The sequence below is a fragment of the Brachybacterium zhongshanense genome, assembly GCF_055385755.1.
This window is the reverse complement of record NZ_AP043790.1, coordinates 2,461,734-2,486,439: the sequence shown is the minus strand read 5'-3', so window position 1 is coordinate 2,486,439 and position 24,706 is coordinate 2,461,734. Positions and strand designations below refer to the sequence as shown.

Annotated in this window: 21 protein-coding genes; 13 read left to right on the top strand and 8 right to left on the bottom strand. The window is 72.2% G+C overall.

The annotated features are described in order from the left end of the window. Positions 1–151: 151 nt before the first annotated feature. The 4 genes from ACZ5AJ_RS11175 to ACZ5AJ_RS11160 form a co-directional block, all read right to left on the bottom strand. Positions 152–1,276, bottom strand: coding sequence for an SPFH domain-containing protein (locus ACZ5AJ_RS11175; protein ID WP_464134404.1), 1,125 nt, complete (start codon positions 1,274–1,276; stop codon positions 152–154). A gap of 127 nt (positions 1,277–1,403) precedes the next feature. After that, positions 1,404–1,937, bottom strand: a complete 534-nt coding sequence (locus tag ACZ5AJ_RS11170; protein WP_464134401.1) for a glutathione peroxidase — start codon at positions 1,935–1,937, stop codon at positions 1,404–1,406. A gap of 132 nt (positions 1,938–2,069) precedes the next feature. After that, the gene (locus tag ACZ5AJ_RS11165) at positions 2,070–3,344 is read right to left on the bottom strand and encodes an MFS transporter (protein ID WP_464134398.1); all 1,275 of its coding nucleotides are present in this window, start codon (positions 3,342–3,344) and stop codon (positions 2,070–2,072) included. A gap of 120 nt (positions 3,345–3,464) precedes the next feature. Then, positions 3,465–4,376 (bottom strand): PfkB family carbohydrate kinase, encoded by a 912-nt coding sequence (locus tag ACZ5AJ_RS11160; protein WP_464134393.1) that lies wholly within the window; start codon positions 4,374–4,376, stop codon positions 3,465–3,467. Positions 4,377–4,442: 66 nt separating this feature from the next. On the opposite strand from ACZ5AJ_RS11160, the gene ACZ5AJ_RS11155 reads away from it, so the two are divergent. Then, complete coding sequence (locus tag ACZ5AJ_RS11155; protein WP_464134388.1) at positions 4,443–6,566, top strand: penicillin-binding transpeptidase domain-containing protein; 2,124 nt, start codon at positions 4,443–4,445, stop codon at positions 6,564–6,566. Between the two features lie 73 nt (positions 6,567–6,639). Here ACZ5AJ_RS11155 and ACZ5AJ_RS11150 read toward each other — a convergent pair whose 3' ends face one another. Beyond that, a complete protein-coding gene (locus ACZ5AJ_RS11150) occupies positions 6,640–8,895 on the bottom strand; it encodes an oxidoreductase (protein WP_464134384.1) in 2,256 nt (751 codons plus the stop codon). A 159-nt stretch (positions 8,896–9,054) separates the two neighbouring features. Between ACZ5AJ_RS11150 and ACZ5AJ_RS11145 the strand changes: the two genes are divergently transcribed. The 5 genes from ACZ5AJ_RS11145 (at position 9,055) to ACZ5AJ_RS11125 (ending at position 13,388) form a co-directional block, all read left to right on the top strand. Beyond that, positions 9,055–9,762, top strand: a complete 708-nt coding sequence (locus ACZ5AJ_RS11145) for an isochorismatase family protein (protein WP_464134380.1) — start codon at positions 9,055–9,057, stop codon at positions 9,760–9,762. 85 nt (positions 9,763–9,847) lie between these two features. Continuing rightward, positions 9,848–11,044, top strand: coding sequence for an AAA family ATPase (locus tag ACZ5AJ_RS11140; RefSeq protein ID WP_464134376.1), 1,197 nt, complete (start codon positions 9,848–9,850; stop codon positions 11,042–11,044). A 13-nt stretch (positions 11,045–11,057) separates the two neighbouring features. Beyond that, positions 11,058–11,219: a hypothetical protein gene (locus ACZ5AJ_RS11135; protein WP_464134373.1), complete on the top strand. Its 162-nt coding sequence runs from the start codon at positions 11,058–11,060 to the stop codon at positions 11,217–11,219. Positions 11,220–11,355: 136 nt separating this feature from the next. Then, positions 11,356–12,831, top strand: a complete 1,476-nt coding sequence (locus ACZ5AJ_RS11130; protein ID WP_464134369.1) for a GNAT family N-acetyltransferase — start codon at positions 11,356–11,358, stop codon at positions 12,829–12,831. Between the two features lie 2 nt (positions 12,832–12,833). Beyond that, positions 12,834–13,388, top strand: a complete 555-nt coding sequence (locus tag ACZ5AJ_RS11125; protein WP_464134365.1) for a DnaJ family domain-containing protein — start codon at positions 12,834–12,836, stop codon at positions 13,386–13,388. Between the two features lie 65 nt (positions 13,389–13,453). Here ACZ5AJ_RS11125 and ACZ5AJ_RS11120 read toward each other — a convergent pair whose 3' ends face one another. Then, positions 13,454–15,007 (bottom strand): MFS transporter, encoded by a 1,554-nt coding sequence (locus ACZ5AJ_RS11120; protein WP_464138760.1) that lies wholly within the window; start codon positions 15,005–15,007, stop codon positions 13,454–13,456. Between the two features lie 113 nt (positions 15,008–15,120). Between ACZ5AJ_RS11120 and ACZ5AJ_RS11115 the strand changes: the two genes are divergently transcribed. Together ACZ5AJ_RS11115 and ACZ5AJ_RS11110 are read left to right on the top strand one after the other, a co-directional pair. Beyond that, the gene (locus ACZ5AJ_RS11115; RefSeq protein WP_464134362.1) at positions 15,121–15,657 is read left to right on the top strand and encodes a TetR/AcrR family transcriptional regulator; all 537 of its coding nucleotides are present in this window, start codon (positions 15,121–15,123) and stop codon (positions 15,655–15,657) included. Positions 15,658–15,765: 108 nt separating this feature from the next. Next, positions 15,766–16,488 carry a VOC family protein gene (locus ACZ5AJ_RS11110; protein WP_464134359.1) on the top strand — a complete coding sequence of 241 codons (723 nt, stop codon included), beginning with the start codon at positions 15,766–15,768 and terminating at the stop codon, positions 16,486–16,488. Between the two features lie 45 nt (positions 16,489–16,533). Here ACZ5AJ_RS11110 and ACZ5AJ_RS11105 read toward each other — a convergent pair whose 3' ends face one another. Both ACZ5AJ_RS11105 and ACZ5AJ_RS11100 read right to left on the bottom strand, forming a co-directional pair. Beyond that, positions 16,534–17,463 (bottom strand): serine protein kinase RIO, encoded by a 930-nt coding sequence (locus tag ACZ5AJ_RS11105; protein ID WP_464134356.1) that lies wholly within the window; start codon positions 17,461–17,463, stop codon positions 16,534–16,536. A gap of 352 nt (positions 17,464–17,815) precedes the next feature. Continuing rightward, positions 17,816–19,477, bottom strand: coding sequence for an amidohydrolase family protein (locus ACZ5AJ_RS11100; protein WP_464134354.1), 1,662 nt, complete (start codon positions 19,475–19,477; stop codon positions 17,816–17,818). Positions 19,478–19,594: 117 nt separating this feature from the next. Between ACZ5AJ_RS11100 and ACZ5AJ_RS11095 the strand changes: the two genes are divergently transcribed. The 5 genes from ACZ5AJ_RS11095 to ACZ5AJ_RS11075 all read left to right on the top strand — a co-directional run bounded on the left by ACZ5AJ_RS11095 (position 19,595) and on the right by ACZ5AJ_RS11075 (position 24,609). Continuing rightward, the gene (locus ACZ5AJ_RS11095) at positions 19,595–20,620 is read left to right on the top strand and encodes an ABC transporter ATP-binding protein (protein WP_464134351.1); all 1,026 of its coding nucleotides are present in this window, start codon (positions 19,595–19,597) and stop codon (positions 20,618–20,620) included. A 111-nt stretch (positions 20,621–20,731) separates the two neighbouring features. Further along, positions 20,732–21,643 (top strand): ABC transporter permease, encoded by a 912-nt coding sequence (locus ACZ5AJ_RS11090; protein WP_464134347.1) that lies wholly within the window; start codon positions 20,732–20,734, stop codon positions 21,641–21,643. 88 nt (positions 21,644–21,731) lie between these two features. Continuing rightward, complete coding sequence (locus ACZ5AJ_RS11085; protein WP_464134344.1) at positions 21,732–23,006, top strand: sensor histidine kinase; 1,275 nt, start codon at positions 21,732–21,734, stop codon at positions 23,004–23,006. Continuing rightward, entirely contained in the window at positions 23,003–23,647 is a 645-nt protein-coding gene (locus tag ACZ5AJ_RS11080) for a response regulator (RefSeq protein WP_464134340.1), read from the top strand. Before ACZ5AJ_RS11085 ends, ACZ5AJ_RS11080 begins: the two co-directional genes overlap by 4 nt. Before the next feature lie 35 nt (positions 23,648–23,682). Next, positions 23,683–24,609, top strand: a complete 927-nt coding sequence (locus ACZ5AJ_RS11075) for a Na+-dependent transporter (RefSeq protein WP_464134337.1) — start codon at positions 23,683–23,685, stop codon at positions 24,607–24,609. Positions 24,610–24,706 lie beyond the last annotated feature (97 nt).

Here is a 24,706-nt window from a genome sequence, read left to right as displayed (position 1 = left end):
CGCCCTCCGCGGAGCCTGCTGCCCGCTCTCCGCGGGGCCTGCTGCCCGCACCATGCGGCCCAGGACCCGGGGCCGGCGCACATGCGGCGGGCCCGCCTCCCCTCGGGGAGACGGGCCCGCGGCTCCACGGCCGACGATCAGCGGCCGGAGGTCATCCGGCGCTGCCGGGATGCGCCCACGGCGGGAGCTGCTCATCGCCTCGGTGCGAGGCCTCCTGCTGGGCGGCGCGCTGTGCATCCTGCTCCGCATGCCGACGGGCCGCCTCCGCACGGGAGCGGGCTTCCTGCTGGCGGCGCTGCGCCTGGGCACGGCGCTGCTCGTCGTCGACCGCGTCGGCGACCGAGTCCGCCTCGTGGGCGGCCTGCGCCTGGAGCATCGCGTTGCGGATCTCGTCGCCCATGGAGCCGACGGTGCCGGGGTTCGAGGGCAGGAACAGGACGTTGGAGCGGCCGTTGCGGGCCACGTCCTGCATGGTGTCGAAGTACTGCGTCATCAGCAGCAGCTGCTCGGCGGACTGCTCGATGCCGACCTTGCGGAGCATCTCGTACTGCTCGGCGATGCCCATCGCGATCGCCTTGCGCTGGGCGGCGACGCCCTCGCCCTGGAGGCGCTTGGACTCGGCCTCGGCCTCGGCCTGGGTCACGCGCTTGATCTTGTCGGCCTCGGCGAGGGACTGAGCGGCCACGCGGTCGCGCTGGGCGGCATTGATGGAGTTCATCGAGTCGCGCACCCGGGCGTCCGGGGAGATGTCCTGGACCAGCGTGTTGACGATGTTGAAGCCGAACTCCTGCATGCGCGAGGACAGGGTGTTCTCGACGCTGCGGGCGATGTCGTCCTTCGACTCGAAGGCGGCATCCAGCTCGAGGGCCGACAGCGCGGAGCGGACGGTGTCGAAGACGTAGGAGCGGATCTGGTTCTCCGGGTTCGACAGGCGGTAGTAGGCGTCGACGACCTGCTCCTCCTTGATGACGTACTGCACCGCCACCGGGACCGTCACGAACACGTTGTCCTTGGTCTTGGACTCGATGTTGACCTCGAGCTGCTGGATGCGCAGGGAGATCGGGCGGGTGGTGCTGTCGATGAACGGAGCCTTGAGGTTCAGACCCGGGCGCGCAACCCTGCGGAACTTTCCGAACCTCTCGACGATCACGTTCTCCTGGGTATGCACGGTGAACATGATCGAGGTGCGCAGGCCACCGAACAGGAGTCCCGCCAGGATGGCGATGACGATGATGGCGATGACGGCGAGGATGAGGACGACGGCGATGCCTTCCACAGGTCCCCCTTTCGTTGTGGGTGATCGATGCGCACCACGCTATCAATGTCCCTGTGCCGGCCATCACGTCGGATGGTCTATACCAGCGCGACGGCTCGAGCACCCGACGGCTCGAGCGCCCGAGGGCTCACACGTCGGGGAGGACCGTGCTGCCGGGGTCGACGCCCAGCTGATGCTCGATCACGCGGGCGATGCGGCTGGGAGGCACCGGTGGCGCGAAGCGGCGCAGCACGCGGCCGTCGGCGTCGATGAGGAACTTCGTGAAGTTCCAGGCGATGCGACCGCCGAGCACTCCGCCCTTCTGACGGCGCATCCACGCCCACAGCGGGTGGGCGTGCGGGCCGTTGACATCGATCTTCGAGAACAGCGGGAAGGTGACGTCGAAGGCCGAGCAGGCCTCCTGGGTGTCGGCGTCGGTGCCGGGGTCCTGATGGAACTGGTCCGAGGGGAAGCCCAGCACCGAGAACCCCTCGGGGGAGAAGGCCCGGTGCAGGGACTCCAGGCCGCGCAGCTGCGGGGTGAAGGCGCACTGGGTCGCCGTGTTGACCACGAGCACGGGAGCTCCTCGGTAGCGGCTCATCTCCTGGATCTCGCCGTCGATGGTGACGGCGGAGAAGTCGTGGAAGGAGAGGCTCTCCGTCGGCGTGCTCTCGAGGCTCATCCGGGCTCCTCCAGTCGGTGGCGATGGGAGACGGGCATGCGATTTCCATCGTAGGAGAAGGAGACCTGGGACACCTCGGCCCGGTCGGTCATCGGCACGGAGTCCTCACATCCGGTGCCGCTCGCGGGACCCTCAGCCGGGGATCGTGCGGCGGTCCTCGTCGGGAGCGGCCGACGGCGACGCCGGCCGCGGCGGGCGGCGCCGTGGCCGGGCGAACGCCAGCACGAGTGCACCGCCCGCCGTCAGGATCGCGCAGAGCACGAAGATCCCGGACTGGCCCAGCACGGTCGCGGACCCGGCGCCGATGGCTCCGCCGGAGAGGATCGCTCCCACGCGGCGGGAGTTCATGTAGAGGCCTGTGGCCCGTCCGGGCTGGTCGATGATCTGCTGGAACAGTGTGAGTCCGATGCCGGAGACGGTCGCGAACGACCACGCGTTCAGGACCTGGATCGCGATCAGGCCCACGGGCCCGGAGACCGCAGCGAGCAGCGCGTAGTAGACGACGCCGACGACCCCGGCCACGAGCAGCAGCCGCCAGGGGCTGTGCCGCTCGCCGAGCCATCCCAGGATCCACATCGCCGGCACCTCGAGCCCCGCCGCCACGCCCAGGGCGATGCCCGCCCAGACCACGTCGAGACCCAGGGTCTGGGCGACGTAGACGGTCAGGAAGCTCATGGCGCTCGCGTTCGCCGCCTGCAGGAGTACGAAGGCGCCGACGACAGCTGCGACGCGACCGCGTCCGGCTGCGGGCTCGCCGTCGGATGCCTCCGCAGGCTCCGGGGCCGACGACGCCTGCGCCGATGCTGACGTGGTCGACTCCGATTCCGCCTCCGCCTCAGCCTCCGCCGACGACGACGCGGTCGCGTCCGCGGCGGCGGTCCGCTGCACCGCAGTGCCGGCGAGGATGCAGAGCACGGCGATCAGTGCGACGGCGCCGAGCACCGCGCGCTCGCCGGCGGCACCGATGATCAGCGTCGCGAGCGGCGGGCCCGCCACCCAGGAGACGGAGAACAGTGCACGCGTGTTGACGATCTGGCGGCTGCTCGCCCCGGAATGGCGCAGGTGGGCGAACAGCAGGGAGCTGCCCACCCCGGCGGGCCCGCCGAGGACGATCAGCGCGGCGACGGCGACGGGAAGGGATCCGACGACGCCGAGCAGCACCGCCAGCAGGAACGTCAGTCCGGCGCTGGCGAGCATCGGCGGCAGATAGCGATGGCTGCGGTCGGCGCGGGAGGGGATGATGGCGGTGGCGATCAGACCGCTCGCGTTGTACAGCGCGAGCGCCCAGCCGAGCTCGGTCGTGCTGGCGTCGTACAGCGCCGTGAGGATCAGCGCGAGCGCCGGATTGAGGAAGGCGAGCTGCAGGCCCCACAGCAGCGCGGTCGACGGGATGAGGAGACGTCGCATTCTTCGACGCTAACCGCGCGCCGCCTGCCGAGGGAGGAACTGCCAGTGCCCCTCAGCCCTTCAGCCCTTCAGCACTCTCGTCCCGCTGGCTCGCTGGATCGCTGGATCGCTGGATCGCTGTCACGCGAGGAAGGCGTCGACCTCCGCGCGGGTGGGAGCGCTCTGCGGGCCGCGGCGGGTCACGGCGATCGCGGCAGCGGCGTTGGCGCGGGTCGCGGCGGATTCCCAGTCCGCGCCGAGGGCCCGCTCGCCCAGGATCACCCCGGTGTGGGTGTCGCCGGCCCCGTTGGTGTCCACGGGCGTCTGCGGGAAGGCCGGGATGTCGGTTCCGCGGCCGTGATGGAAGACGGTGCAGCCGCGCTCGCCGTCGCGGACGATGACCACGGCATGCGGACCGATGCGGCGGCGGAGCGCCTCCGGGGTGTCCTCGAGCGCATCCAGGCCCGTGATCGCGCGGGCCTCGTCGGCGTTGGAGGTCCACACCGTCGTCCGCGCGAGCACCCGGTCCTGGATCTCCGCGGGGAAGGCGGCGAAGGGCTCGCCCGGATCGAGCACGACCTCGATCCCGTCGGGCAGCGACTCCAGGAAGTCGAGCAGGGGCTCCCGGGTGGGCTCGAACAGGCTGTAGCCGGAGACGCACAGCAGGTCCCCGGGTCGCGGCTCCAGGGCGGCGAGGGAGGTTGCGGTGATCTGCCGCTCGGCGCCGTAGATGGTGATGAAGCTGCGTTCGGCCGTCGGCTCCACCAGCACGATGCACGAGCCGGTGTCGGCGTCGGGGCGGGGGATGTCGGCGAGGGAGACGCCGTCGGCCGCGAGCACCTCTCGGACCAGGTCGCCGTTCGGACCTGTGCCGTGGGCGCCCCCGTGGACCGCCTCGGCTCCGGTCCGGGCGGCCGCGATCAGGATCGTCGCAGCGCCTCCCGCGTAGCGGTTCTCGCTGATGGCATTGGTGTTCCCGCCGCGCGGCGGGAGGCTGGGCACTTCGACGACGACGTCGACGAGAGCCTGGGAGGTGTGCAGCACACGGGGCATGGGGAGAGTCTAGGGGCCTGACCAGCGCATTGGACTCGGGCCGCCCGGTCCGTGACGATGAGCGCCATGAGCTCCGACGCCGTACGGCCCCGTCGACGCACGCCCCTGATCATCGCCGTGGCGGTGGTCGCGATCGCCGCGCTGGTGGTCGCGCTGCTGCTGTGGAGGGGCCGTCTCGGTGACGGCGCGCAGGCTGTGGAGGACCTCGCCGACGCGCTCTCCAGCGGCGACTTCGGCGAGGTCGGTCTCGACGGCATGACCGCCCAGGAGGCCGCCGACGAGCATGAGCGGGCGCTCGGGCAGATGATCGAGACGACCGGCCAGCTGCCCGTCGTCGAGGTCGACGACCCCGGCACCGCCGAGGACGGCGCGCGCACCGCGACCCTGCACTGGACCTGGACCCTGTCCGGCGGCACCGAGGCAGAGGCCGACGCCTCCGACGCCGGCGGATCCGACGCCTCCGACGCCGGCGGATCCGACGCCTCCGACGGCGGTGCCTCCGACGGCGGTGCTTCCGACGCCGGGGGATCCGACGTGGCAGGGTCCGACGCCGCGGACCAGGAGCCCGTGACCTGGGAGTACACCACCGAGGTGACGCTCGTGCGCGGCGATGACGGCTGGGATGCGCAGCTCGGGAGCGAGGTGTTCGCCCCGGACCTCACCGAGAGCGAGCATCTCGAGCTCTCGACGCTGTCCGCGGCGCTCGGCACCGTCGTCGACCGCGACGGGAACGACGTCTACGGAGAGCGGGACGTGCGCGTGCTCGGTCTGGACAAGACCCAGATCGACGCCGACGACCAGGAGCAGGCGGCACGCGATCTCGCCGACCTGCTCGGCATCAATGCCGACAGCTACGCCGAGAAGGTCGCCGGCTACGGCGATGAGGCGTTCGTGCCCGCTCTGACGATCCGGGCCGAGGCCGTCGGCGACTATCCGCTGGACCGGGCGGAGGAGATCACCGGCTATCGCGCCCTCGAGGACACCCAGCCGCTCGCGATCTCCAAGAGCTATGCGCCCGGTGTGCTCGGCTCGCTCCGGGAGGCCACCGCGGAGGATGTCGAGGGCTCCGACGGCGAGATCGAGGAGGGGGATCTCGTGGCGAGCGGCGGTGTGGTCGCCGCGCGCCACGACCAGCTGGTCGGCACCGACGGACTGGACGTCCGCGCGGTCGACGACGAGGCCGGCACCGAGCGCTCCCTGCACCGGATCGAGCCGACCGACGGCACCGACGTCGCCATCACCCTCGACTCCGACATGCAGGAGCTCGCGACGTCCGCCATCGCCGACGAGGACGCCCCGTCGGCCGTGATCGTGCTGCAGCCCTCCACCGGCGACCTGCTCGCCTCGGCGCTCGGACCGACCGGCCAGTCGTATCCCGTCGGGCTCGTCGGCCAGTACGCGCCCGGCTCCACCTTCAAGACGGTCACCGCTCTGGGGCTGCTGCGCGCGGGCCTCACGCCCGACAGCACCGTCCAGTGCCCCGAAACCGCGACCGTCGAGGGACGCAGCTTCAAGAACGCCGACTCGCTCTCCTCCGACCTGTTCGGGGAGATGACCCTCGCCGAGGCGATCGCGCACTCCTGCAACACGGCGATGGTGCTCGAGTCCGACACCGTCGACCAGCAGTCGCTCGCCGACGCCGCCACCGCCCTCGGCGTCGGCCAGGACGCCCCTGAGGGGCTCGAGGCGTTCATGGGCTCCGTCGATCCCGAGGACGAGGGCACCGAGCATGCGGCCGCGATGATCGGCCAGGGCCGCGTGCTCGCCTCCCCGCTGTCCATGGCGGTCGTCCTCGCGAGCATCCAGCAGGGCGAGGCCGTCCAGCCCCGCATCCTCGCCGACGACGCGGCGTCCGACAGCGGTTCCGAGGCCGGGGCCGACGGCGGCTCCGCGCTCGAGGTGGCCGATCCGCTGACCGAGGACGAGACCGAGCAGATGCAGCAGATGCTGCGCGGTGTCGTCACCGACGGGAGCCTCGACGACTTCGCCGACCTCCCCGGTGACCCTGTCATCGGCAAGACGGGCACCGCCGAGTGGACCGATGAGGACGGCGAGCTGAAGCTGCACTCATGGGTCATCGTCGCCCAGGGGGACCTGGTGGTTGCGGCCTTCGTCGAGGACGGCAGCTACGGGTCGGTCACGGCCGGACCGATCGCCCGCGAGGTCCTGGAGGGCGCGGCCGACCTCTGAGGCGCCGGCCTCCTCCGAGTCCGCGTCGCCCGGTGCGGACCGTCCGGTGCCGACCGTCCGGTGCAGGGTGCGCTCAGAGAGCCGCCGCGGTCTCGACGGCCTGGCGGATGGCGCGCTCGGCGTCGAGCTCCGCGGCGACGTCGGCCCCGCCGACGACGTGGACGCGCGGCGAGCGGCCGCCCCGGGCGGCGCGCACCTCATCGGCCAGGTCGCTGACGCTGACCTGACCGGCGCACACCACGACCGTGTCGACCTCGAGGACGCGCTCCTCGCCGTCCTCGAGGAAGTGCAGGCCGTCCTCGTCGACGCGCTCGTAGACGACGCCACGATGCTCGATCACCCCGGCACGGCGCAGCTCCGCCCGATGCACCCACCCGGTCGTGCGCCCGAGACGGGCTCCGATCTTCGTCTCCTTGCGCTGGAGGATGTGCACCTCGCGGGCTCGTCGGCCGTCCCGCGGCACGGCGAGCCCATGTCCGACCCCGTCGGAGCCGGCAGCCCCATCGGAGTCGGCAGTCCCGTCGGCCCTGTCGGTCTCGGAGCGCCGACCCGGTGCGGGCACAGGTGCCCGGAGGCCGCCGGGACCGGCGTCCGGCTCCGTGGGGAGGGCGACGCCCCAGTGGTCCCGCCAGGCCGGCAGGTCGAGCGTGGGGGAGGGGATCGCCGAGGTCAGATACTCGGCGACGTCGACCCCGATGCCTCCGGCGCCGATGATCGCGACCCGCTCCCCGGGAACCGTGCGCTCCTCGAGCAGATCCTGATAGCTGATCACCTGGGGCCCGACCTGCTCGGTCGGCGGTCCTGCCTCGGCCGACGGTCCTGCCTCGGCCGAGGCCGCGGCGGACGAGCGATCGTGCGAGGTCGCGAAGCCGGGCAGGTCGATCTCGCGCGGGGCGACGCCCGTGGCGACGATGACATCGTGATAGCCGCGCAGGTCCCGGCCCGTGGGCCGCACACCGAGCCGGATCCCGACGCCCGCCGCCGCGAGTCGCATTCGCCAGGACCGCAGCGCCTGCGCATAGTCCTCCTTGCCGGGGACCCGCGCGGCCAGGCGCAGCTGTCCGCCGATCTCGTCGGTCGCCTCGAAGAGCGTCACCACATGCCCGCGCTCCGCCGCGGCGAGCGCGGCCTCGATGCCCGCGGGACCCGCGCCGACGACGGCCACGCGCCGCGCCCGGCGCTGCACCACCGGGGTCAGCACGAGCTCCGTCTCATGGGCGGCACGCGGGTTGACCAGGCAGCTCGCGCGCTCGCCGTCGAACACGCGGTCCAGGCACGCCTGGTTGCAGGAGATGCAGGAGACCACCTGGGGAGCCCGACCCGTGGCGAGCTTCTCCGGCAGCCGGGGATCGGCCAGCAGGGGGCGCGCCATGGAGACCAGATCCGCCTGCCCGTCCGCGATCACCCGCTCCGCGAGCTGCGGGTCGTGGATCCGGTTCGAGGCCACCACCGGGATCGGCACCTCGTCCTTCAGAAGAGCGGTGACCTCGGTGAACGCACCGCGGGGGACGGAGGTGACGATCGTGGGCACGCGCGCCTCGTGCCATCCGATGCCCGTGGAGAGCACGTCGACGCCGTGTCCTGCGAGATCCTGCGCGAGCGCGAGCGTCTCCTCCCAGTCCTGGCCGCCGGGCACCAGATCCTGCAGGGAGATGCGGTAGGTGAGCAGCCGGTCGTCGCCGATCGCGGCCCGCACGGCCGCGGCGACCGCGAGGGGCAGGGCCCGTCGGCCCGCATCGCCGCGCGCCCAGCGGTCGCGCCGACGATTGGTCGCCGGGGCCAGGAACTGGTTGAGCAGGTAGCCCTCGGAGCCCATGATCTCGATGCCGTCGTACCCGGCATCGATCGCACGGCGCGCCGAGAGCGCGAACTGCTCGATCGTCCGGCGGACTCCGCGGCGGGTCAGCCGCCGCACCCGGAACGGGGACAGCGGCGAGCGGCCCGACGAGGCCGAGGCCGCCAGCGGATGCATCGCGTACCGGCCGGCGTGCAGCAGCTGCAGCACGATCCGTCCGTCGGCCTCGTGGACCTCGCGCGTCACCCGCCGGTGGCGGCGCATGGTCGCGGCGTCGGCCTGCGCACCGTGCGGGGTCAGACGACCAGTGCGATTCGGGGAGTATCCGCCGGTCACGATCAGGCCCGCGCCGCCGCGCGCGCGCTCGCCGAGATAGGCGGCGAGCTTCGCGGCGTCGGCGGGCCGATCCTCGAGGCCGACGTGCATGGACCCCATGACGATCCTGTTGCGCACCTCGAAGGGCCCGAGATCCAGCGGCGACAGCAGGGCGGGGTAGGCCGACGACGTCGTCGGTCCGGTCAGCGATCGGAGCATGCCTGCGATTGTGCCAGGGCCCGGTGACGCGTGAGTAGCCTTCGGCGGCTCCGAGAGTCCTGGGATGCCTGGGAAGCCTGGGTGCGCGCTGCGGGCGTCGAGGGCAGGATGGTCGCAGGACCATGGAGCGGCTGGGCGATGGAGCAGGAGGGCATGGGAATGAGCGGGACGATGCTGATCATCGTGGACGTCCAGAACGACTTCTGCGAAGGCGGGGCGCTGGCCGTCGCAGGCGGCAGGCGCGTCGCCGCGGCGCTCGCGCAGTACGTGCGGGACCGCGGAGAGGTCTACGACCGGATCCTGGTGACGCAGGACTGGCACCGTCCCGGATCCGACAACGGCGGGCACTTCGCCGTGCCGCCGCAGGAGCCGGACTACGAAGAGTCCTGGCCCGTGCACTGCGTCGCCGGGACGCCCGGCGCGGAGCTGCACCCGCAGATCAGGGACCTGGTCGAGGAGCTCGGGGAGCGCATCGAGATCGTGCACAAGGGGTACGGGGAGCCCGCGTACAGCGCGCTCGAGGGCACGATCGTGGGCCGCGGGATCGCTGCGACAGGCGGCTCGGAGGACGCCGACGGGAAGGCCGGATCCGACGGGGCTGCCGGCGCCGACGGGGCTGCCGGGTCCGAGGGGACGGGCGCGCCGGGCCAGAGGGTCGACGAGCTGATCGAGAACGGCGGCTTCGAGCGCGTGGACATCACCGGTCTCGCCTACGACTTCTGCGTACGGGCCACGGCGCTGGGCTGCGCCTCATCGGGTGCGCAGGTTCGGGTGCTGCGCGGCCTGACCGCGTCGGTGCATCCCGAGCACGACGGCACCCTCGAGCGCGAGCTGCATGCCGCCGGCGTCGAGACGATCCGTGCCTGACAGCAGGGCGGCAGCGGGCGGGAGCGATCGCCGGACGATGGGAGGACGTCGCGGCACCGGCGCGGGGTCGCCTACGGTTCCTCCCATGCACTCCCCGCAGCAGTCTGCGCCGCGCCGCCACGACAACCCCTTCACCCCCGGCTTCGGGCTCACCCCGAGCATCCTCGCCGGGCGCGCCGAGGCCATCGAGGAGTTCACCGCGGCGCTGTCGGGGCAGGTCCCGGAGGCCCGCGCGATCCTGATCTCCGGCGCGCGCGGTGCCGGGAAGACCGTTCTCCTCACCGAGTTCTCCGACCTCGCCACCGACGCGGGCTGGATCGACCTGCGGCTGCACACCTCCTCGTCGTCCCTGGTGGAGGAGCTGCGTTCGAGCGCGGTCGGCATGCTGCGCAGCATGGACCCCGAGGCGGAGAGGTCGCGCCTGACCAGCGCCCGCATCTCCTCGCTGTCCGCGTCCCGGGAGGTCGTGGAGCGCTACGAGGGGGAGGTCGAGACCCTCTCCGCGGTGCTCGAGCGCCTCGCCGCGCTCGCCGACGTCGACGGCGGCGGCCTGCTGATCTCGATCGACGAGCTGCAGTCGGTCGAGCGGGACCAGCTCCATGCCGTCACCCAGCACGTGCAGGACCTGATCGGCGCCGGGCACGCGATCGCCTTCGTCGCGGCGGGAGTGCGCACCGGGGTCGACGCGCTGCTGGACCATGAGCGCACCACCTTCCTGCGCCGCGCCCATCGCATCGAGGTGGGAAGCGTCGACGTCGGCACCGCGGCCGAGGCGATCCGCATGACGGTCGCCGACACCGACCGCTCCATCACCCCGGAGGCCGCGGTCCTCGCCGGGGAGATCTCCCAGGGGTACCCGTACCTGATCCAGCTGATCGGCTCGAAGGCCTGGCAGAGCGCGGAGGGCGCGGACATCATCGAGATCGAGGACGTCCGCGCCGGGCGCGAGTCCACCGTCGCCTCGATGATCAAGAACGTCCACGGGCCGGCGCTGCGCGGCCTCAGCTCCCGCAAGCGGGAGTACCTGCACGCGATGCTGCTCGACGACGGGCCCTCGAACGTCGGCGACATCGCCGAGCGGATGAGCATCGATCCGCGCAACCAGTCCACCTACCGCGAGCGCCTCATCGACGACGACCTCATCCAGCCCGCCGGCCGCGGCCTGGTCGAGTTCTCGCTGCCCTATCTGCGCGAGGCGCTCGAGCACGAGCGGGACACCGGGACCGGCATCGAGCCCGGCAAGGGGCTCACCCGCTCCCATCGCTCCCGACGCGGTCGGTAGCATGACTCGCACCATGAGCACCAGGCACCCCGACCCCCTGCGCTCCACCTCCGATCGCCCGGTTTGCTCGCGTCCCGGCCGCACCGATGGGCCCGGGCCGGTCACGTGGGCGCTCCGGCTGCTGGGGGTCCTCGCCGCTCTCGGCATCATCCGTCTGCTGCGCGCCGCCCGCTGAGAGGCTCCCCGCCGGCCCTCGCCGTCGCCGGGGGCGGCGACGGCGAGAGCGATCGCTGCCAGGACCGATCGCTGTCAGGACCGGTCGCCGTCGAATTCGGTCGACGGCGCGACCTGCCCCGTGGTCGACTGGACGCATGCACGTGAGCATCCGCCCCCTGGACCTTCTCGCCGACATCGACGTCGAGCAGCTGATCGCGCTCGAGAAGGCGATCGATGAGGATGCCCTCGGCGGCAGCTTCGCGATGACCTCCGCCCAGCGCCGTGTCGCGCTCGAGGACACGCCGTACCGTCGGACCCGCACCTGGGTGGCTCTCGCCGAGCCCATGGACGGTGCCGAGGCGATCGTCGGCACAGGGTCGCTGATGCTCCCGCTGCAGGAGAACACCGACGCCGTGAACCTCTCCCTCGGTGTCCATCCGGCCTTCCGCGGTCAGGGCATCGCGACCGCGCTCGTGGAGGAGGCGCTGCTGCCGGCGATCCGCGAGAGCGGTCGCGGCCTCGTCGACGCCTGGGCCGACGTGCCCGCCGACGGCGATGTCGACGACGCGAGCCTGCCCGCCAACCGTCTGGCGACGCGGATCGGCCTCCGCTGCCGGAACGTCACCATGTGCCGCGCCCTTGACCTGCCGATCGACATCGCGGTGCTGGACTCCTTGCAGGCGGAGGCCGACGAGCGCCTCGGCGACTACCGGATCGAGCTGTGGGACGACGGCATCCCCGAGGAGCACCTGCTCTCCTACGGGAAGCTCCTGACCCAGCTCGACCTCGACGACCCCGACGAGGACTTCGAGCAGGAGGCCCCGGCCTACGACCTCGACCGCATGCGTCATCTCGAGGCGCGGCTGGAGCGGCTCGGCATCCGCAGGATCCTCGCCGTGGCGATCGCGCCCGACGGCACCGTCGCCGGCAACTCCGTGATCCATCTGCGGGACGGCGCCTCCCTCGCATTCCAGGAGAACACTCTGGTCATGCCCGCACATCGCGGGCATCGGCTGGGTCTGGCGATGAAGATCGCCACGCATCGCGTGCTCGGCGAGCGGGCCCCGCGGGTTCGCTCGCTGCTCACCTGGAACTCCCACGTGAACCCCTGGATGATCGGCATCAACGAGAAGCTCGGCTACCGGCTGCGCATGAGAGAGATCGGACTGCAGGGACGCCCGGCCGACGACGAGCGGATCATCGACGCCGAGGAGATCGTCGATGCGCCGGCGGAAGCGATCTTCGAGCTCATCGCGGATCCCGCCCGGCACGCCGACTGGGACGGCAACGACAACGTCGGCTCCGCCGTCGAGGGGCAGCGGGTCCACGGCGCCGGAGAGTCCTTCCTGACCCTGCTCACCAAGGGCGCCGTCCGCGAGAACCATGTCGTTCGCTTCGTCGAGGGCCGATCCATCGCCTGGCAGCCCTCCGAGCAGGGAGGGCGCCCGTTCGGGCAGCTCTGGCGGTGGGACGTCGACCCCCTCGAGGACGGCCGAGCGCGCGTCACCCACACCTACGACTGGACCGGCCTGCGGGACCCCAAGCGCCTGGCCAGGGCCCGCGCCACCACGACGGACAACCTGCGCGCCTCCGTGCTGCGGCTGAAGGCGCTCGCCGAGTCCAGGAGCTGACGATGTCCATGCGGGACGGCCGGTGGGTCGACAGCGAGATCGAGCAGGCCGTCGCACGCGGCGACTTCACCGACCTCCCCGGCGCCGGCAGGCCGCTCGACCTTCCGGACACCCACGACCCCGACTGGTGGATCAGGCAGCGCCTCGATGACGATGATGTCGATCGCGACGCCCTGCTGCCCGTGGTGGTGCTTCTGCGTCGGGAGTTCGACCGCCGCGACGAGACCCTCCGCGAGCTCCTCGACGAGCAGGCGGTCCGCGAGTACGCCGAGGACTTCACCACCCGGGTCCGGGAGGACCGCGCCGCGAACCCGCTGGCCCGCATGCTCGCCCCCGAGCTCGATCCCGAGGCGGCGGTCCGGCGCTGGCAGGAGCTGCGGGCGCAGTCCGAGCAGCTCGCGGACGGCGAGGGCGCTGCTGAGGGCGGGGGCGCTGCTGGTGGCGAGGAAGGACAGGGCCGCCGCCAGATCGCTCAGGAGCCTCGCCGGTCCCGGCCCTCGCGCTGGAGAGGGCTCCTCCGCCTGCGGCTCCGCCTCCTCCGCCGCCGGGATGGGTGAATGCTGCGGGACTGCCGGGGCGCGGCCGGACCGTCGGACCGTCGGACCGTCGGACCGTCAGGACGTCAGGACGTCGCCTCGCGACGCTCCCGCATCCCCCACAGCACCAGTGCAGTCGCGCAGAGCATGAGCACCAGGCCCACTGCGGACGTGATCCCCACACCGGAGTCGAAGGCCTCCCGGGCTGAGTCCAGCAGCGAGGCGCCCGTGGCGGCGTCGAGGCCGTCGGCGACCTCGGTGGCGCCGCCGAGGGTCTCGCCGGCGGCGGCGGTCTGGGCGGCGGTGAGGCCGTCGGGCAGTTCGATGTGCGCCCGGTAGGCGGCGTTGAGGATGCTGCCGAGCACCGCCGTGCCGAGCACGGCGCCGGCCTCGTAGGCCGTCTCGGAGATGGCGGAGGCGGCGCCGGCGCGCTCGGCCGGGACTGCCGCGAGGATGAGGTCGTTGGAGATGGTCTCGGCGCAGCCGACGCCTGCACCGAGGATCGCGAAGGCGATGATCAGCGCGATGTCGCTGCCGCTCGTGCCGGTCACGACGAGCACGCCGTAGCCGACGGCGTTCAGCAGCAGGCCGAAGGCCATGGCATGCGAGGGGCGCACCGTCCGCACGGCGCGCACCACGAGGAGGCCCGAGATCACGGTCACCACGGCGCCGGGGATCAGCATGAGGCCCGCCTCCATGGGCGTGCGGCCCGAGACCAGCTGGAGATGCTGCGAGACGAAGTACAGGAATCCGACCATCGAGAAGACGCTCAGCAGGTTCGCCGCGATCGAGACCGAGAAGGCGGGGATGCCGAAGAGCCGGACGTCGAGCATGGGGGAGGTGCGCGTCAGCTGGCGGCGGACGAACCAGACCCCTGCGAGCAGGCCGACGCCGACCGCGATCACGGCCGCGTAGCTCAGGCCGTCGTGCGCGGCGGTCTTGATGGCCCACACGATCGGGCTCATCGTCGCCATGGCCAGCAGGATGCTGAGCGGATCGACGGGACTGGGATGCGGGTCCCGGGACTCGGGCACCAGCAGGGGCGCGAGGGCCAGCAGCGGGATCAGCACGGGCACGCTGAGCAGGAACACGGAGCCCCACCAGAAGTGCTCGAGCAGGAAGCCGCCGACGATCGGCCCGAGGGCCGCACCCCCGGAGAAGGCCGCGGCCCAGATGGCGATGGCGGTCCGGCGCTCGGTGGCGTCGGTGAAGATGTTGCGGATCAGCGAGAGCGTCGAGGGCATGAGCATGGCCCCGAACAGGCCCATGGCGCCGCGCAGGACGATGAGGGCGCCGGCGGTGGGTGCGAAGGCCGCGATCGCCGAGATGATCGCGAAGCCGGCGGAGCCGATCAGCAGCAGCCGGCGCCGACCGATGCGGTCCCCAAGGCTGCCCATGGGGACCAGGAGGCCGGCCAGCATGAGCGGGTAGATGTCCACGATCCACAGCTGCTGGGCGCCGCTGGGCTGCAGTGACGTCGCGATCGAGGGGACGGCGAAGGCCAGCACGGTGTTGTCGACGGACACGAGCAGCACCGGGAGCATCAGCACGGCCAGCGCCGCCCATCGCCGACGCGCGGAGCTCCCGGCAGGGGAGGGTGCCGAGCGGCGGGCGGCGGTCTGTGCGAGGGTCCGGTCGATGTCCGGGGTCCGTGCGGTCACGGGTCTGGTCCTTCGTGCGCGGAGGGATGGAATGCCACAACGCTAAACCGTCCAGACGGTACAGTCGATGGTCTGCGCCTATGGTGTCAGTCATGTCCGCACGCGAAGACGTCCTCGACGCCCTGGAGCAGATCCTCATCCACGAGGGGGAGCGCGCCGCGACCTTCGATGCCGTCGCGGCGAGGGCAGGAGTCTCCAAGGGCGGGCTGCTCTACCACTTCGGCTCGAAGAGGGCGCTGATGGACGGTCTCGCGGAGCGTGCACGCGAGCGCGGACAGGCCGACATCGAGGCCATGGCCGCCGCGGAGGAGGGACCGTCCCTCTACTACGTGCGCACCTCGGTCTATGAGGACAGCCCCTTCGATCGCACCCTGGTCGCGATCTCGCGCCTGTCGCGCACCGTCGACGCCCCGGCTCGTGCGGTCTTCGACGAGATCCAGGCGCAGTGGCTCGGGCTGATCCGCGAGGAGGTCGGCGACGACGCCGTCGCCGAGGCGATCATGCTCATCGGCGACGGCCTGTACTTCAACGCCATGCTCGACCCCGACGCGTCGGCCGACGCCGGGAGCCGGGATGCCGATCTCGATGCGCTGCTGGGCGTGGTGGCGCGCCTGCGGGACGGGAGGTGACCTTCACCGGCCGTGCTGCCTGGGCGATGGTCCTGACCACCCCGATCGACCCTGACCACCCCGATCGACTTTGACCGACCCTGACCGAGCCTGACGGAGGCCCCGCCCATGTTCCTCGAGAATCTCGTCCTCGATGCCGTCGATCCCTCACGGCTGGGCCGCTTCTGGTCCGCTGCGCTGGGGGCGACCCTCCTCGTCGACGGGGAGGAGGGCACGGAGATGCGTCTGCCGCTGGCGGGAGACGCCTATCTCGACCTGTGCATCCAGCCCGTGCCCGAGCCGCCGTCGGAGCCGCTGCGTCTGCACATGGATCTGCTCGGCGGGGATCGGCAGGCGGAGGTGGCTGAGCGTCTGCGCGGCCTCGGGGCCCGGGATCTCGACATCGGCCAGGGCGACGTCCCATGGATCGTCATGGCCGACGTCGAGGGCAACCCCTTCTGCGTGATGGAGGAGCGGGCGGCGTACGCCCGCACCGGGCCGATCGCGGCGCTGCCGATGGACTCCGCCGATCCTGCGCGCGATCACGTGTTCTGGCGATGGCTCTCCGGCTGGGAGCCGACCGCCGGCGTCGGTCTGCACTCGCTGCGCCACCCGTCCGGGACCGGACCGCTGCTCGAGATCTGCCCCGAGGAGGAGTCGAAGGGCGGTGCGAAGAACAGAGCCCACCTGGACATCCGCCTCGAGGCGGTCGACGACCCTGACGCGATCGCGGCGGCCATCGCCGCGCGCGGGGGCGAGGAGTACGACGGCGGATGGGGCGAGCTGCCCTGGCGCACCTTCCGCGACCCCTCGGGCAACGAGTTCTGCCTGCTCCCCGCGCCGCGGGCCTAGCGGCGTCCGGTCCGGCGCCCGTACCGTCGATCGCGCTGCCGGAGGTCAGCGGGGACGGGCGGTCGCGTCGGCGCACCACTGCTCGGGGTCGACCAGCGCGGGCGGTGCCCCGTGCGATCGCAGCCAGGTGCACACGTTCTCGCAGTCGCGGCGCAGGAACTTCTCGCCTGCGGGGTTCGCGATCAGGTCGATGACCTGCGGGACGTCGATCACGATGAGCCGCTCGTCGCGGTCGCGGGTGTCCGCGAGGATGTTGTAGGCGGACAGGTCTCCGTGCACGAGGCCGAGCCCGGCGAGGTCGACGACGACGGCGTGCAGCTGCAGCGCCCACTGCTCGGCGAGGGCGGCCGACGGTCGACGCTCGTGGAGCCGCGGCGAGGCGACCGGCGTGCCGCCGTCGGAGGTCCCGATGAACTCCATGAGCACCTCGGTGCCGACGATCTGCACCGGGTAGGGGACCGGCAGTCCCGCCGACCAGAGCCGGGAGAGGACGTCGAACTCGGCGCGGGCCCAGCGGGAGGCGGCGGCCTCCCTGCCGAAGGCCGAGCCGCGGGCGATCGCGCGCGCCTCGCGGGAGTTCTTCACGCGTCGGCCCTCGGTGTACTGGGCGGAGCGGTGGAACGAGGAGCGCTCGTCCGTGCGGTAGCGCTTGGCGACCATCAGCGCGCGCTCGCCGTCGTCGCCGATGCGGGAGCCCGGCGGCAGGGCGCGCTCGATGAGGAAGGCGTCGGCCTCCTTGCCGGTCTTGAGCACGCCGAGCTCGGTGTCGAAGGCGCCGTCGTGCTGGACCACCCAGGCGGGGAAGGGCTGCGGACCGCGGTCGAGGGTGTGGGCGGTCTCCGGCCAGGTCGACCAGCGCTGATCGGGGCCTGGCTCCTCATAGAGTGCATGCGGGTCATCGGGGTCTGCATCGGCGAGGCCGGTGGTCACGAGCGAGGTCGAGTAGAAGCGGTCCCAGTCGAAGGACGAGGTCATGGCGAGGGTCTCCTGGAGGAGGGGACCTGCGGGCGCGAGGTGCGCATGTCGTCGCAGCGCATCGGGAGCGCGCTTCGGGAGCGCGCAGGGCGTGCCGCCGGAGGGGCGGGCGATCGGTGAGAGGGCGCCTCAGCAGGTCGGAGCGGACGGGAGGAGGGCAGGGGTCAGGACGGTGACAGCCATGTGCTCCTCCTTCGCTCAGGTCGGCTCAGCCGACGGGTCCAGCCGCGGTGCGGCCTGGGGTCGTCGGCCTCCTGAGCCGACGAGCACGACGGTAGGGCTGCGAGGTCGGCGGTGTCCAGCGAATTATCGTGCCGACCCGGCAGGTCTGCTGGCTGCCGGCGTCCTCGGCTCAGCGCTGCGCAGCGACCCTGCCCGCGACGAAGGTCGCCAGCACAGACGCCTCGCGCAGACGAGCGGCGGCCTCGCGGGCCGCACCCTCGATCATCACCCCGTCGGCGTCGAGCGGGACGTCGGCGAACAGCGAGCTCGCCCCGGCGCGGTTGCCAGTGCGGTTCTCCGCATGGTTCTCCGTGCGGTTCCCCGCGTGGTCCTCGGCGCGATCGTCGTGCGGATCGTCCAGGAGCACGATGTCCGCCGGGCCGCCGACGGCGAGCTCCGCGATCCCGTCGGTCGAGGCGGCGAGCGCCTCACGGGGCTGCAGCTGCTGGAGAGGGAACCAGGCGTCCCGGTCGTCGGCGCTGCGGTGCACCGCGGCCGACATCGCGAGCCACGGGTCCACCGGTGCGACCGGGGAGTCCGAGCCCATCAGCAGCGGGACGCCCGCATCGGCGAGATCGCGGAAGCGGTAGCACAGCCGTGCGAGGTCGGGCCACACCTCCGTCGTCGGATCGCGGTCGTCCAGCAGGTGCGCGGGCTGGATCGAGGCGGTCATCCCGAGCGCGGACATCCGGGCGACGTCGACGTCCTCCAGCAGCTGCGCATGCTCGATGCGGCCGCGCATCCCGCGGGCCGCGAAGGCGTCGAGCCCCACCTGCGCGGCGGCGTCGCCGATGGCATGGACGGCGGCCTCCAGCCCGAGCTCCTGCGCGCGGGAGAGGAGGGCGTCGAGCTGGTCGGCGTACTCGCTGAGCACCCCGTAGCCCGCGTGATCCGCACCCTGGGTGACCTGGGTGCCGTGCGTGCCGTGGACTCCGTGGGTCCCGTGCATCCCGTTCGCGTCGCCGGAGAAGGCGTAGGGATGGCGGCAGTAGGCCGACCGGGATCCCAGGGATCCGTCGGCGATCACCTTCAGCGGACCCATCGTGACCAGCCCCGTCGAGTCCACGACAGTTCCCGTCGGCCCCGGGATCCGGTCGAGTGTGGAGACGTAGGTGGCGGTGCGCACGCGCATCCTCACCGGTCGGCGCCGCCACAGCTCCCAGTTCGGGCCCCACTCCATGTCGGTCAGGCCGACGACGCCGCGAGAGAGCGCGTCGGCCTGCAGCTGCACGATGCCGGACTCGAGGGAGGCGGCGACGCCGGGCAGGTCGTCGAGATGCGCGACGGCGTCGAACCACTCGTCCTCGGCGACGATCCCGCGCCGCGGCGGCAGGCCGAGACCCCGCAGCGCGGCAGAGCTCATCCAGGCATGATGCGCATCCCCGCCGATCAGCACGATCGGTGTGACGTCACCGCCGACGGCGTCGAGCGCGGCGACCGTCGGCTCACCGGCCATGTCCACGAGGCGGTGGCCGAACCCGACGAGCGCATCGCGCCGACGGGAGTCGCCCAGCTCGACGGTGCGCTCCCCGAGAGCGCGCTCCACGGTGCGCAGCACCTCGTCGACCGTGGCGAGGCCGGCCGTGCCCAGGCGCGCATACCCCTGGGCGGTCTGGCCGACGTGCACATGGTGGTCCCACAGGCCCGGGATCGCGAGCGCGCCGCCGGCGTCGTGGACCTCCTCGTCGGCATGAGGACGCAGCCCGGGGGCGATCTCGGTGATCGCGCCTTCGACGGCGCGCAGGGAGACGGGACCGGAAGCGGTGGCCAGGCGGATGTCGCGGAGCAGCACGAGTCGAGCGTAACCAGCGCCGACGACACGGAGGAATCTGCGCCATGACAGCTGTCACCCTGCACTCGTGACGGCGGGGGATCGCGGCCGACCGGACCCCGGCCGGAGGGTAGGACCATGTCTCCCACCGATCACGCTCCGACCGCTCCCGATGCCGCTGCCGCCTTCTCGTCCCCTGCCGTCACCGATGCCCCGGGCGCCCCTGCCGCCCCTGCCGTCTCTGCCGCCTCTGCCGCCCCGCATGCCGTCGAGCTGCGGGGCCTGACCAAGAGGTACGGCGACGTGACCGCCGTCGACGGCATCGACCTCACGATCCCGCGCGGCCAGATCCTCGCGCTGCTCGGCCCCAACGGCGCCGGGAAGTCCACCACCGCCGAGATGATCCTGGGTCTGGCGACCCCGGACCAGGGCACCGTGCGCGTGCTCGGCACCACGCCGTCGGCCGCCGCCGAGCGGGGCCTCGTCGGCGCGATGCTCCAGAACGGCGCCCTGCTCGAGGACGTGCCCGTGCGGGCCATGCTGTCGCTCGTCTCCGGGGTGTGCTCGCACCCGCTGCCGATCGACCAGGTGGTCGAACAGGCCGACATCGGGGCCCTGATGCGGCGCAACTCCTCCAAGCTCTCGGGAGGCGAGGCCCAGAGGGTGCGCTTCGCCCTCGCCCTGCTGCCGGACCCGGAGGTGCTGCTGCTGGACGAGCCGACGGTCGGGATGGATGTCGAGACCCGTCGGAGGTTCTGGGAGCGCATGCGCCAGGTCGCGTCCGACGGTCGCACCATCGTCTTCGCCACCCATTACCTCGAGGAGGCAGATCAGCAGGCCGGGCGCGTGGTCGTCGTCGACCGCGGGCACCTCGTCGCCGACGGCACCGGAGCCGACATCAAGGCCCGCATCGGCGGCCGCGTCATCACCCTCGCCCCCGCCGCCTCGGATCCCGAGCACTGCGATGCCCTGGCCCTCCTGGACGGCGTGACCTCCGTCGACCTGCTCGAGGACGGTCGGCTGAGGCTCGCGACCTCCGACTCCGACGCCACCCTCGCCAGACTCTTCGCTCCCGGGGGTCTCGGGGCGAAGGGCCTGGTGAAGGACGTGTCCGTCACCGCGCCGAGCCTCGAGGACGCGTTCGTCCAGCTCACGAGCCACTGACCGCACCGGCCGCTGCCCCCACCGGCCGCTGCCCCCACCGGCCGCTGACCCGACCGGCCGCTGACCCCGCTTCCCCGTGCCATCCCCACATCCCTCGTCCAGGAGGACGCCATGACCACCGCAAGCCAGAGCACAGCCAGCCAGAGCACAGCAAGCCAGAGGACCGCAGTCCAGGGGCAGGTCGCCCGGGAGCCCGTCGCTACGGAGCCCGTCGGCCGCAGCAGCGCCCTCGCGGGGGCCCCGTCGTCGGCGCTGTCCGCGCCGACTGTCCCTCAGCTGCGCCGGACCGTCCGCTTCAGCATCGCCTCGACCCTGCTGACGCTGCGCAACGGCCTGTTCCTCTTCTTCACGATCGCCCTGCCGGTGATCATGTTCCTGATGTTCAACTCGCTGTTCGGAGGGTACGAGCAGGGGGCGACCACGGTCGGCACCGTGATGATGGTCCGCATGGCCGCTTACGGCGGTCTCGGCGCCGCGATGAACGCGGGCGCCATGATCCAGCTCGAGCGGGCCAACGGCTGGCTGCGCCAGCTCATGGTCGCGGGACTGTCCCCGCGCTCCTTCGTGATCGGGAAGATGGTCGCCGCGATGGCGGTGGCGCTGCCTGCGCTGCTCGGCGTCTACATCGCGGGGATGACGATCGGGGGAGTGCGCCTGGACGTCGGCGAGACCCTCCTGTCCCTGCTGACGCTGTGGGTGTGCATGCTGCCGCTGGCGGTGCTCGGGCTCGCGCTCGGCCTCGCGCTGAAGCCCAGCGCGGTGGGCGCCGCGACCACGATCGGCATGATGCTGCTGGCTGTCGCCGGCGGGCTGTGGTTCCCCTACGAGATGTTCCCGACCTGGATGCAGACGCTCTCCCGGTTCACCCCGACCTTCTGGATCAGCGATCTGGGCACCATGGCCATCACCGGAGAGGGCGTCCCGCTCCGCGGCCTGATCACCCTCGCGACGTGGACGCTCGTGCTCGCGGGAGCCTCGGCGCTGCTGCTGGGGCGCGCCGCCCGCACCTCCACCCGGCGCTGATCGGGGGCCGACCCATGCTGAGGTCGAGGGAAGCTGGAAGAATCCCTCCGGTCGGATCGATCCGGCCGGAGGGAGGAGGGTGGAGACGATGAGCGACTGCGACGAGGAGGAGATCCCCCGCACCCCGCGCGATCTGCACCGTGCGCTGCTCTCCTCGGGGGCCCTCTGGTACACGGCCCCCTCCCTGCTGTTCCTCCTCCTGGTGATCATCCCGGCCTTCTGGGCCGACAGCCCGTGGGAGAGCGCCGCGACGATCCTGGTCGCGGTCGCCTACGGGGCGATGTTCCTGTACACGCCGGCGGTGCGCTCGTACGGAACGCGCTTCGCCGTCTGCTGGATCATCGTGATGTGGGTGCTGATCGGCCTCCTCGCCGTGCTGATCCGCGAGAACGCCCTCTTCATGGTGATGTATGCGCAGATCATGCACACCGTCGCGCTGCCGTGGCGGATCGGCCGGGCGTGCGTCATCCCCATCACCGCCGTCTTCATTGCGGCCTCGCTGCTGCTGGGCCAGCCCACGGCGATCGTCCTGGCCGTCGTGGGACTGGTGATGTCCCTCGGCATCGGCCACGGCATCGAGCAGGAGATCCTCCGCGACCGCCTCGCACGGGCCGAGCAGCGCAATGCCGTGCTCGCCGTCGCCGCGGAGCGCGAGCGCATCGGCCGCGACCTCCACGACATCCTCGGCCATTCGCTGACCACGATCACGGTCTCCGCGCAGCTCGCCCGTCGTCTCCTCGACGCCGATCCCGAGGCCGCACGAGCCCAGATCGAGGAGATCGAGCGGGTCTCCCGTCAGTCCCTCGCCGACGTCCGCGCCACCGCGAGCGGCATGCAGCAGGTGCGTGCCGCCACCGAGATCGCCTCAGCGCGCAGCGTCCTCGCCGCCGCAGGCATCGACGCGGACGTCCCGGCCGCGCTGCCCGAGCTCGACGACGAGCGCGCCGAGCTGCTCGGCTACGTCATCCGCGAGGGCGTCACCAACGTGGTGCGCCACTCCCGCGCCGGCCGCTGCACCATCCGGCTCGAGGCGGACAGGGCGATCATGGCCGACGACGGCGTCGGCTTCCCCGCCGATCGCGCGCGCACCGGCCTCGCCGGGCTCGCCGCGCGCCTGGCCGAGCACGGCGGCGAGCTGCGCATCGAGAGCGGCCCCGAGGGCACCGTCCTCACCGCCGTCCTCGCCGCCGCCCCCGAGGCGGTTCCCGGCCCTGCTCCCAGCCCCGGCTCCGCCTCGACGCCAGACCCGGCGCCCGCCCCAGCGCCCTCTCCGACGCCCGACCCGGCGTCCTCTCCGACGTCCGGCCCGGCGCCCGCAGCCGGGGCCGGCTCCTCCCCGTCCTCCGAAGGAGCTCCGCGATGACCGGCATCCTCCGCATCGCCCTCGCCGACGATCAGGCTCTGCTGCGCAGCGGACTGGTCGCCCTGCTGCGCCTCGAAGCGGGGATCGAGGTGGTCGGCGAGGCCGCCACCTGCGCCGACACGCTCACCCTGATCGAGCGGGAGGATCCCGACGTGCTGCTGCTGGACGTCCAGATGCCGCCCGGGACGCTGCCCGACGGGTCCGACGGACCGGCCGACGGGATCGAGGTCGCCGAGCGACTGCGCGAGACCGGCGCACGGACCCGGGTGATCGTGCTGACGACCTTCGGTCGCGCCGGCTACCTGCGCCGGACCCTCGAGGCCGGAGCCGACGGGTTCATGGTCAAGGACGCACCCGTCGAACGCCTCACCGACGGGATCCGGCGCGTCCACCAGGGGATGCGCGTCGTCGACCCGGAGCTCGCCGCCCAGTCCCTCGCCGTCGGGCCGAACCCGCTGTCCGCGAAGGAGACCGAGGTGCTGCGCTCGGCCGCGCTCGGCGGGTCCACCGCCGACATCGCCGCCCGGGTGCATCTGTCCGAGGGGACCGTGCGCAATCACATCTCCGCCGCGATCGGCAAGCTCGGCGTGACCAACCGGGTCGAGGCGGTGCGCGCCGCGACCGACTGCGGCTGGCTGTGAGGGCCGGTCCGAGGCGGGACGCGTAGTCTGCTGCGGTGCATGCGATCGAATCCCTGCTGGTGTCCCTGATCCACGTCAGCGTCCCCGGATTCGCGATCGCCTCGATGCTCTCGATGGGTCTGCGCACTCCGGTGCGGACCTTCGCAGCCCAGCTGCGCGACCGTTGCACCGTCCTCGCCCTGGTCGGGGCCAACTTCGTGGTGATCCCTGCGGTGGGGACGCTCCTGCTGTGGATCCTCAGCCCCCTGATGCCCCATCAGGCGTCCGAGGGCTTCATCATCGCCCTGTGCGCCGCGGGAGCGCCCTTCGTGCTGCAGCTCGGTGCGATGGCCCGCGTCCCCTACGGGGAGGTCGCCGGGCCGATGGCTGTGATGCTGCTCGGATCGATCCTCTTCATGCCGATCGTCGTGCCGTTCCTGCTGCAGGACATCGAGGTCGACGGCTGGGCGGTGGCGCGCCTGCTGCTGGGCACGATGCTCTCGCCGATGCTCGCGGGCATCGTCATCGGGCGCGTGTTCCGTCCCCGGGCCGACCAGCTCGCCCGGATCGCCGGTGCCGCCGCCGCGGTGTTCGCGGTGCTCATGTTCCTCTCCGGCTTCGGATCCAACGCCGACGTCCTCATCGATCTGGTGCTGTCCCCGGCGATCCTGGTCGCCGCGGGCCTGATCGTCCTCGCCTTCGCGAGCGGGCGCATCGCTGGCGACCTGGCCGGCGACACCCTGACCGTCTCGGACGGACCCGCGATCCTTTCCAGCCAGCGCAACATCGCCGCGGCGCTGCTGGTCGCCCGGGCCGACGGGACCAACGAGTCCCTGATCGTCTCGATCCTGCTGCTGTCCGCCGTCGGCTTCGTGATGCTCGTGCCCTATGCCGCGATCAGCGGGTACATCCGCCGTCGTCGGGCGGGGGAGAGGACGAGCCTGGGCGTGATGCTGGGCATCGTCGGCCCGAGCACGGACTGAGGCGCGCAGCCTCGTCCGCCCAGAGCGGATCGATGACGGCCCACCACCCTTCCCATATACCCCCTAGGGGTATAGGATCGGGGTGTTCGACCGTCAT